The following is a 10085-nucleotide window of genomic DNA, read 5'->3' on the forward strand; positions in this document are numbered from 1 at the left end:
GCCGTGCCCGGCTCCGGGCGGTCAGGCTTGATCCCTGCGCCGGGCACGGCGGGCCCCCGCCCCCGACGTGGTTCCGGTTGGTGCGGGGGTGCGCCGCCGTCGGTCGGTAGTTGGTGATCTTGGTGGTTCTTGGTTGACGTTGGGTTTTCTTTGCGCGGCTGCGGCTGCGGCTGGTGGTGGCGGCGGGGTTTACCAGCCTCTGGCTTTCCACTGGGGGAGGGCGGGGCGCTCGGCGCCCAGGGTGCTGTCCTTGCCGTGGCCCGGGTAGAACCAGGTGTCGTCCGGCAGTTGGTCGAACAGCTTGTGCTCGACGTCACCGATCAGCGCCGCGAAGCGCTCCGGGTCCTTGTCGGTGTTGCCCACCCCGCCGGGAAAGAGACTGTCGCCGGTGAAGAGGTGCGGGGTGCCGGCCGGGTCGCGGTAGAGCAGCGCGATCGAACCCGGGGTGTGCCCCTTGATGTGGATGACCTCCAACGCGCAGTCGCCGACCGCCACGGTGTCGCCGTCGGCCAGCCGCTCCGCCTCGATCGGCAACCCCGACGCGTCATCGGCGTGCACCAACGCCCGGGCACCGGTCTTGGCGACGACCTCCTCCAACGCCACCCAGTGATCCATGTGCTGGTGGGTCGTCACCACGGCGGTGAGCCCACCGTCACCGATCAGTTCGAGCAGCCGGGGCGCCTCGTTCGCGGCGTCGATCAGCACCTGATCACCGGTGCCCGTGCAGCGCAGCAGGTAGGCGTTGTTGTCCATCGGACCCACCGACAGCTTGCTGATGGTCAGCCCGTCCAGCTCCCGAACCGCCGGTGCGCCGCCGTGCGTGACGTCTCCGCTGTAAGTCATGACGTTTCTATATCCATTCCGGTGGAGTAGGCAGGGGACCGTCAGGGGTGACGGAGAGCAGGGTGCCGTCGGCGCGGCCGATCAGCCAGGCGGCGAGGTCGGGGGCGGGGCCGGCGACGATCGGGGCGTCCACGCGCTCCCCGATCACCACCTCGTGCTCACCACCGTCGAGGCGCAGCACCATCGACGGTGGTGTCGGCCCCGTGGCGTGATGACTGGCCGCCTCCCGCAGCAGGCGGTGGGCGAACGTCTCCGACCAGTGCGCGGCCCGGTAGTCGGCGGCCAGATCGAGGTGGTGCACCTCGATCTCCCGCAGTCGACCCCAGACCAGCAGCGCCGCCGGCCAGGGGCCCAAACGCGCCTGCACCGTCGCCGCCCAGGCGTCGGCCGGCATCGCCGCGACCGCCTCGGCGAACAGGTCCGCGGTGCGTCGCAGGTCGTCCAGGTGCGCGGCCGGCGGCCGGCTCGAACCGGCTTCGATGTCGGCGGCGCGAGCGTCCAGCGAGGCGTACATCGGCAGCGCCGCCCCGGTGCGGGCCGCGGTGAGCAGGTTGACGAAACCGTCGGCGTTGCGCGCCACATGCGCCAGCACGTGCCCGCGCGTCCAGCCGGGCAGCAGCGACGCGGCGGCGAGGTCCGCGGCGTCGAAAGAAGCGGCGGTACGCAGGAGCCGCCTGGTGGCCGCGTCCACCTCGCCCATCAGCAACAGCGGATCCGTGGTCACCCGTCGACCCTAGCGGTCCGCCGTCGCGCCGTCGCCGGGGAAATCGCTTTCGGCGCGTCGTCGCGCGACCTACCGTCAGCGGCAGACGCGGCACCGGGACATCGGACGGAGGTGGTGATCATGCCGGACGTGGCACGCGTGTTCCGCCATCACCAGCTTCGACACCGATGAGGATGCCATGACGATCGATTTGACCGCCCTCGGCTGGGACGCCGAGCGGACGGCGTACGCCGCGCGCCGGGGCGAGCACCAGCCGGGTCGGGTGGCCCGGGTGGACCGGGGGGTCTGCACGGTGCTCACCGCGGTCGGCCCGGTCCGGGCCAGTCTGGGTGGGGCGGTGCTGACCGTCGCCGCGCGGGACCCGTCCGCGCTGCCCTGCGCCGGGGACTGGGTGCTGCTCACCCACTGGCCGGACCGCCGGGTCACCGTCGAGGCGGTGCTGCCGCGGCGGGGCGCGCTGATCCGGCGTACCGCCGGCAAGGACGCCAGTGGGCAGGTGCTGGCCGCCAATCTCGACGCCGCCGCCGTGGTGGAGCCGGTGCACCCCGAGCCGGACGTGGGCCGGATCGAGCGGCTGCTCTCCCTGGCCCACGAGTCCGGCGCCCGGCCGCTTGTCGTCCTGACCAAGGCGGACCTCGCGGCCGACCCGGCCGCGCTGGCCCGCCAGCTGGCCGCCGTGGCGCCCGGGGTGCCGGTGCTGCCGGTCAGCGCCGAGCGTGGCCTCGGGCTGGCACCGCTGCGCGCCGAGGTGACGCCCGGCCGCACGCTCGGTCTGCTCGGCCCGTCCGGTGCCGGCAAATCGAGCCTGGTCAACGCTCTCGTCGGAGCGGTGATGATGCCCACCCAGGCGATCCGGCGCGTCGACGGCAAGGGTCGGCACACCACCACCTGGCGGGCGCTCGTACCGATCCCCGGTGGCGGTGCGGTGATCGACACGCCCGGGGTCCGGGCGGTCGGCCTGCTCGACGGCGCGGCCGGGCTCGACCGGGCGTTCGCCGACATCGCCGGGTTGGCCGAGGGCTGCCGGTACGCCGACTGCGGTCACGACGGCGAGCCGGCCTGCGCGGTCCGGGAGGCGTTGCACACCGGCGAGCTCTCCACCCGTCGGTGGGAGAGCTGGCGGCGGCTGCAGGGTGAGGTGGCCCACGAGAGCCGACGGCGGGAGGCCCGGGTGGCGGCGGAGCGTCGCGGCGGGTGGCGTTCGGCCCGGCGTCGGGCCGCGCGTCCGCCGGCCCCCGGCGGCTACTGACCGGGTGCCCGCAGGTGCGGGCCGGCCGGGGTTCCGGGCGGCGCGGCCGACCGGGCTGAGCTGGGGGAATGTGCGGGCGAGGGAAACTGTCGTACCTCGGGGCTAGAGTTGCCGAGGCGTGTTTTCCGCGCCCGCACGACCACTCAAGACCACCCAGAGTGGGACAGATCCTTTGCTTCGTCTTCTCCCGGGAGTACACGCACCGTGGCCGACCGACTGATCATCCGTGGCGCGCGCGAGCACAACCTGCGTGACGTCAGTCTCGACCTGCCCCGGGACGCGCTCATCGTGTTCACCGGGCTGTCCGGGTCGGGCAAGTCGAGCCTGGCCTTCGACACGATCTTCGCCGAGGGGCAGCGCCGCTACGTCGAGTCGCTCTCGTCGTACGCCCGGCAGTTCCTCGGCCAGATGGACAAGCCAGACGTCGACTTCATCGAGGGCCTGAGCCCGGCCGTCTCGATCGACCAGAAATCCACCTCGCGCAACCCGCGCTCGACGGTCGGCACCATCACCGAGGTCTACGACTACCTGCGTCTTCTCTACGCCCGCATCGGCGAGCCGCACTGCCCGGTCTGTGGTGAGCGCATCTCCAAGCAGAGCCCGCAGCAGATCGTCGACCGGGTCCTCGCCATGGCCGAGGGCACCAAGTTCATGGTGCTCGCCCCGGTGATCCGGGGCCGCAAGGGCGAATACGTCGACCTCTTCGCCGAGCTGCAGGCCAAGGGCTACGCCCGGGCCCGGGTCGACGGCGTGGTTCACCCGCTGACCGAGCCGCCGAAGCTCAAGAAGCAGGAGAAGCACACCATCGAGGTGGTGATCGACCGGCTCACCGTCAAGCCGAGCGCCAAGCAGCGGCTCACCGATTCGGTCGAGGCCGCCCTCGGCCTGTCCAGCGGCCTGGTCCTGCTCGACTTCGTCGACCTTCCCGAGGACGACCCGGACCGCGAGCGCCGCTACTCCGAGCACCTGGCCTGCCCCAACGACCACCCGCTCGCCATCGAGGATCTCGAGCCCCGGGTCTTCTCCTTCAACGCGCCCTACGGCGCCTGCCCGGAGTGCACCGGCCTGGGCACCAAGAAGGAGGTCGACCCGGAGCTGCTGGTCCCCGACCCGGAGCGCAGCCTGCGTGAGGGCGCCATCCAGCCCTGGTCCACCGGGCACAACCTGGAATACTTCCTGCGCCTGCTGGAGGCGCTCGGCGAGGCCCAGCACTTCGACATCGACACCCCGTGGCGGGCGTTGCCGGCGCGGGCGCAGAAGACGATCCTGCACGGCTCCGACGACCAGGTCCACGTGCGCTACCGCAACAAGTACGGCCGCGAGCGCTCCTACTACACCGGCTTCGAGGGCGTGGTGCAGTGGATCGAGCGCCGGCACTCCGACACCGAGTCCGAGTGGTCCCGCGACAAGTACGAGGGCTACATGCGCGACGTGCCGTGCGCGGCGTGCGGCGGTGCCCGGCTCAAGCCCGAGGTGCTGGCGGTCACGTTGGCCGGCAAGAGCATCGCCGAGGTCTGCAACCTGTCCGTGGGGGAGTGCGCCGACCTGCTGGCCGGCATCGAGCTGACCGACCGGCAGAAGCTGATCGCCGAGCGGGTCCTCAAGGAGATCAACGCCCGGCTGCGGTTCCTGCTCGACGTCGGCCTGGACTACCTCTCCCTGGACCGGGCGGCCGGCACGCTCTCCGGCGGCGAGGCCCAGCGCATCCGGCTGGCCACCCAGATCGGGTCGGGCCTGGTGGGCGTGCTCTACGTGCTCGACGAGCCGTCGATCGGGCTGCACCAGCGCGACAACCACCGGCTGATCGAGACCCTGATCCGGCTGCGTGGGCTCGGCAACACGCTGATCGTGGTGGAGCACGACGAGGACACCATCCGCACCGCCGACTGGATCGTCGACATCGGGCCCGGCGCGGGTGAGCACGGCGGCAAGATCGTGCACAGCGGCTCGGTGCCGGCGCTGCTGAAGAACAAGGAGTCGATCACCGGGGCGTACCTGTCCGGTCGGCGGTCGATCCCGACGCCGACGGGCCGCCGCCCGCAGGAGCCGGGCCGCGAGCTGGTGGTGCACGGGGCGCGGGAGCACAACCTGCGCAACCTGACCGTCTCGTTCCCGCTGGGCCAGCTGATCGCGGTCACCGGGGTCAGCGGCTCGGGCAAGTCGACGCTGGTCAACGACATCCTGTACGCGGTGCTGGCCAACCAGATCAACGGCGCCCGGCTGGTGCCCGGCCGGCACACCCGTGTCTCCGGGCTGGAGCACGTGGACAAGGTCGTCGGCGTGGACCAGTCGCCGATCGGCCGCACGCCGCGCTCCAACCCGGCCACCTACACCGGCGTCTGGGACCACGTCCGCAAGCTCTTCGCCGAGACCACCGAGGCGAAGGTGCGCGGGTACGGCCCGGGTCGGTTCTCCTTCAACGTCAAGGGCGGGCGCTGCGAGGCGTGCTCGGGTGACGGCACGATCAAGATCGAGATGAACTTCCTTCCCGACGTGTACGTCCCCTGCGAGGTCTGCAAGGGCGCCCGGTACAACCGGGAGACCCTGGAGGTGCACTACAAGGGCAAGACCGTCTCGGACGTGCTGGAGATGCCGATCGAGGAGGCCGCCGAGTTCTTCTCCGCCATCCCGGCCATCCACCGGCACCTGAAGACCCTGGTCGACGTCGGCCTGGGCTACGTCCGCCTCGGTCAGCCGGCGCCGACCCTCTCCGGCGGTGAGGCGCAGCGGGTCAAGCTCGCCTCCGAGCTGCAGAAGCGCTCCACTGGGCGGACGGTCTACGTGCTCGACGAGCCGACCACCGGTCTGCACTTCGAGGACATCCGCAAGCTCCTGATGGTGCTGGAAGGGCTGGTCGACAAGGGCAACACGGTGATCACGATCGAGCACAACCTCGACGTGATCAAGACTGCGGACTGGCTCATCGACATGGGTCCCGAGGGTGGCCACCGTGGCGGCACCGTGCTCGCCACCGGCACCCCCGAGGAGGTCGCCGAGGTGGCCGAGAGCCACACGGGCGAGTTCCTGCGCCAGGTGCTCAAGCTCGACGGCAAGGCCAAGGGTGCGGCAGCCGCCACCACCCGGGCCGCCAAGGCCAACGGCGTGACCAAGGCGCGGGCCAGCCGTAAGGTGCCGGCTGCCGCGCGCTGACCTCTCTCCGCGCGCTGATGGGGTGGGGCAGGTCGTCATCCGACCCGCCCCACCTCATTTGTTGGGTCGAGCGGATGCCGTGGTGAACCATCCGGCACAGTTGCCCGTGTGGAGAAGTGTGGCCGGCTTTCGACCGGCAGCGGGCTAGGGAGAGGCGAGGCATGAGTGACGATCAAGCGCTGACCGGACCGGGTACGCAGACACGTCGTAACCTGCTCACCGGCGTCGGGGCGGTCGGCGCGGCCGTCGTCCTGGCTGCCTGCGGCAGTGACGACGGCGGCAACGGCAGTGGCGGTGACGCTCCCACCAGCGGTGGCCCCGCCGTGCCCAGCACCGGCGACGCCGGCGGCGGTGACCGGCAGGATGCCCAGTCGCTGGCCACCACCGCCGACATCCCGGTCGGCGGCGGCAAGGTCCTGGCCGCCCAGGGCGTGGTCATCACCCAGCCCACGGCCGGCCAGTTCAAAGGCTTCAGCCCGATCTGTACGCACCAGAACTGCCCGGTGACGAACGTCGACGGCGGCACCATCAACTGCACCTGCCACAACAGCAAGTTCTCGATCGAGGACGGCTCGGTGAAGGCCGGCCCGGCCACCAAGCCGCTGCCGCCCAAGGAGATCAAGGTCACCGGCGACCAGATCTCGCTGGCCTGACCCGACGCCGGCCCGCAGGCCCGGCTGTCTGGGCCCGGTTTGCTGGGCCTGGCTGGCGCGGGGGGTTGCGTGGCGCGGGGGGTTGCGTGGCGCAGCAAGATCGACTCGTGTTCCGGGAAGTCGGGGTGTTCGGCACGTGCTGACACCCCGACTTCCGGGGCGCCGAGTGGATCACGCCTGCGGTGGGCTGTCGGTGCTGCGGACTAGGCTTGTCGGCGTGGCTGACCCCTCGACCTACCGCCCCGCACCCGGCACCATCCCGGAGCTACCGGGGGTCTACCGCTTTCGCGACGGCACCGGCCGGGTGATCTACGTCGGCAAGGCCAGAAATCTGCGCAGCCGACTCAACTCCTACTTCGGCGACGTCTGGAACCTGCACGAGCGCACCCGGCAGATGGTCACCACCGCCGAGTCGGTGGACTGGATCACCGTCGGCACCGAGGTCGAGGCGCTCCAGCAGGAGTTCACCTGGATCAAGCAGTACGACCCGCGGTTCAACGTCCGCTACCGCGACGACAAGTCGTACCCCTATCTCGCTGTCACGCTCGACGAGGAGTACCCCCGGCTGCAGGTGATGCGCGGCGCCAAGCGCAAGGGCGTGCGTTACTTCGGTCCCTACTCGCATGCCTGGGCCATCCGGGAGACCCTCGACCTGCTGCTGCGGGTGTTCCCCGCGCGCACGTGCTCCGCCGGGGTTTTCAAGCGGGCCGGCCAGGTCGGTCGTCCCTGCCTGCTGGGCTACATCGGCAAGTGCTCGGCGCCGTGCGTCGGCACCGTCTCCGCCGACGAACACCGCGCCATCGTCGACGGGTTCTGCGACTTCATGGCCGGGCGCACCGACACCATGGTCCGCAAGATCGAACGCGAGATGACCGAGGCGAGCGAGCAGCTGGAGTTCGAGCGGGCCGCCCGGCTGCGCGACGATGTGGCCGCGCTGCGCCGGGCCATGGAGAAGCAGACCGTGGTGCTCGGCGACGGCACCGACGCGGACGTCGTCGCGTTCGCCGACGACCCGCTCGAAGCGGCCGTGCAGGTCTTCCACGTGCGCGACGGCCGGGTCCGCGGCCAGCGCGGTTGGGTGGTCGAGAAGACCGAGGAGCTGACCACCGGAGACCTGGTCCACCACTTCTGCACCCAGGTGTACGGCGGCGAGCACGGCGAGGCGGACGTTCCTCGGGAACTGCTGGTCCCCGAGCTGCCGGCTGACGCCGACGCGCTGGCCGAGTGGCTCTCCAACCACCGGGGCAGTCGGGTGTCGCTGCGGGTGCCGCAGCGTGGCGACAAACGCTCACTGATGGAGACGGTGGAGCGCAACGCCAAGGACGCGCTGGCCCGGCACAAGCTCAAGCGCTCCGGTGACCTGACCACCCGGGGCAAGGCACTGGACGAGATCAGCGAGGCGCTGGGCATGAGCACGTCGCCGCTGCGCATCGAGTGCTTCGACATCTCCCAGATCCAGGGCACCGACGTGGTCGCCAGCATGGTGGTCTTCGAGGACGGGTTGCCCCGCAAGAGCGAGTACCGGCGGTTCATCGTCCGGGGCGCCACCGACGACCTCTCCGCGATGTCCGAGGTGCTCCGTCGCCGCTTCGCCCGCTACCTGGACGCCAGGGCCGAGACGGGTGAGGTGGGCGTGGAGTCGGCAGACGACTCGGCCGCCCCCACGGACGCGGTCGAGCCCCAGGTCGGCGTCCTGATCGATCCGACCACCGGCCGGCCCCGAAAGTTCGCGTACCCACCACAGTTGGTGGTCGTCGACGGCGGCGCCCCGCAGGTCGCAGCCGCCGCGCAGGCCCTCGCCGACCTCGGCATCGACGACGTGGCCCTGTGCGGGCTGGCCAAGCGGCTGGAAGAGGTGTGGCTCCCGGACGACGAGTTCCCGGTCATCCTCCCGCGCACCTCGGAAGGGCTCTACCTGCTGCAACGGGTGCGTGACGAGGCCCACCGGTTCGCCATCACCTTCCACCGGCAGCGCCGGTCCAAGCGGATGACCGAGTCAGCGCTGGACCACGTACCCGGCCTGGGCGAGGTGCGTCGCAAGGCGCTGCTGCGGCACTTCGGCTCACTCAAGCGACTCTCGGCAGCAACGGTCGACGAGATCACCGAGGTGCCCGGGGTGGGGCGGCGCACCGCCGAGGCAATCCTGGCCGCCCTGGACAAGGACACGAAGGCCGGCGACGGCGCGGGAGCGAAGCCCAGCACCTGAGCGCCGTCGCTCGCTTCCTGCCGGAGCACCGTCGGCTCGCTCCCTGCCGGAGCACCGTCGGCTCGCTCCCTGCCGGAGCACCGTCGCTCGCTTCCTGCTGGCCCGGAGGCGGCCGCCTGCGGCCCGCTGGCTGCCCTCGCTCGACCCGCTGGTGGGCGGTCGCCCCTCATGATCGTGCTCGTTCCTGGATGTAGTGGCCTCGTTGCGCTGGGAGGGGCCTCTTTCCTGGCTTGAGCACGATCATGGGGGCGGTTCCGCGCGGCGGGCTGCCCCACGCCGGGCTGGCCCGTCCGACCCGCCGTATCAGGCGAGCCCCGCCTGCTCGGCCCCGCAGCCCGCTCGGCCCCGCAGGCTCGCCCGGTCACGCCCGCCCGGCCCCGCGGGCTGCTCGGTCACGCCCGCCCGGCCCCGCAGGCTCGCCCGGTCACGCCCGCCCGGCCCCGCGGGCTGCTCGGTCACGCCCGCCCGGCCCCGCGGGCTGGCCGGTCACGTCCGTCTGCCCGGTCACGGGGCTTACCCGGCCCCGCACGCCTGTCCGACCCGCATTCCCGTCTGGCCCCGCAGGTCCGCTCGGTCACGCCCGCCTGCCCGGTCACGCCCACGCGCGCACGCATGGCGGGCGGGCCACCCGGTACACGCCCGCCTGTCCGGCACCGCCTATCTGGCCGCGCCCGCCTGTCCGGCTCACCCCGCTCCCTCGGCAGGGACCGACGAACGGTGCACACCGGCATGATCCACTCGGCTTCCATCATGTCGGGGGGTCTCCGGCATCGGCACAGCGCGTTATCAGGAAACCCGAGTGGATCATGTCGCGCTGACCGTTGCGTCGGGGTTCCGCAGGGCGACTGGTCGGGCGTTTTGTCGGATTCGGTGTGAATGTCGGGTGGTCGGGGCCACCCCGGCGGTGGAATCGGCGGCCGGCCGGGGTCGTTATACCTGGCAGATCACCGCGACCGTCGAGTCGCAGGCGCGGGCAGCGGCCCGCTCGGGGACACCCGCCAGGCCGCCGCGGTTACACCGCCACGATGGCCGAGTACCACAACGGCCGGGCAACCGGCCGGGAACACCGGCCAGGCCACCTCGGTTACACCCGCGCACGGCCGAGCACCACAACGGCCGGGCCGCCGGGAACACCCGCCAGGCCGCCCCGGTTATATCCCCGGATCGGCCGAGCACCACAGGCAGGTTGATCCCCTCGCGGGCCGGGCGGAATGACCGGCCACCGCGATTGGTTACATCCCGTCCCGACGCCGACCCCCT

6 protein-coding genes are annotated in these 10085 nt (G+C 71.7%); 4 read left to right on the forward strand and 2 right to left on the reverse strand.

Going from position 1 to position 10085, the window contains the following annotated elements; genetic code table 11:
- Positions 1–189 precede the first annotated feature (189 nt).
- Positions 190–843 carry an MBL fold metallo-hydrolase gene (locus AB0877_RS31500; RefSeq protein ID WP_238685528.1) on the reverse strand — a complete coding sequence of 218 codons (654 nt, stop codon included), beginning with the start codon at positions 841–843 and terminating at the stop codon, positions 190–192.
- A gap of 7 nt (positions 844–850) precedes the next feature.
- Positions 851–1567: a maleylpyruvate isomerase family mycothiol-dependent enzyme gene (locus AB0877_RS31505; protein ID WP_366613470.1), complete on the reverse strand. Its 717-nt coding sequence runs from the start codon at positions 1565–1567 to the stop codon at positions 851–853.
- A gap of 178 nt (positions 1568–1745) precedes the next feature.
- Between AB0877_RS31505 and rsgA the strand changes: the two genes are divergently transcribed.
- The 4 genes from rsgA (at position 1746) to uvrC (ending at position 8825) form a co-directional block, all read left to right on the forward strand.
- Entirely contained in the window at positions 1746–2816 is a 1071-nt protein-coding gene (rsgA, locus tag AB0877_RS31510) for a ribosome small subunit-dependent GTPase A (RefSeq protein ID WP_366613472.1), read from the forward strand.
- A gap of 204 nt (positions 2817–3020) precedes the next feature.
- Positions 3021–5966: an excinuclease ABC subunit UvrA gene (uvrA, locus tag AB0877_RS31515; RefSeq protein WP_366613474.1), complete on the forward strand. Its 2946-nt coding sequence runs from the start codon at positions 3021–3023 to the stop codon at positions 5964–5966.
- A gap of 161 nt (positions 5967–6127) precedes the next feature.
- Positions 6128–6619 carry a Rieske (2Fe-2S) protein gene (locus tag AB0877_RS31520; protein WP_366613476.1) on the forward strand — a complete coding sequence of 164 codons (492 nt, stop codon included), beginning with the start codon at positions 6128–6130 and terminating at the stop codon, positions 6617–6619.
- A gap of 217 nt (positions 6620–6836) precedes the next feature.
- The gene (gene uvrC / locus AB0877_RS31525; RefSeq protein ID WP_366613478.1) at positions 6837–8825 is read left to right on the forward strand and encodes an excinuclease ABC subunit UvrC; all 1989 of its coding nucleotides are present in this window, start codon (positions 6837–6839) and stop codon (positions 8823–8825) included.
- Positions 8826–10085: the final 1260 nt, after the last annotated feature.

Source organism: Micromonospora sp. NPDC047644 (assembly GCF_040704315.1).
In the GTDB taxonomy this organism is placed as follows: domain Bacteria; phylum Actinomycetota; class Actinomycetes; order Mycobacteriales; family Micromonosporaceae; genus Micromonospora.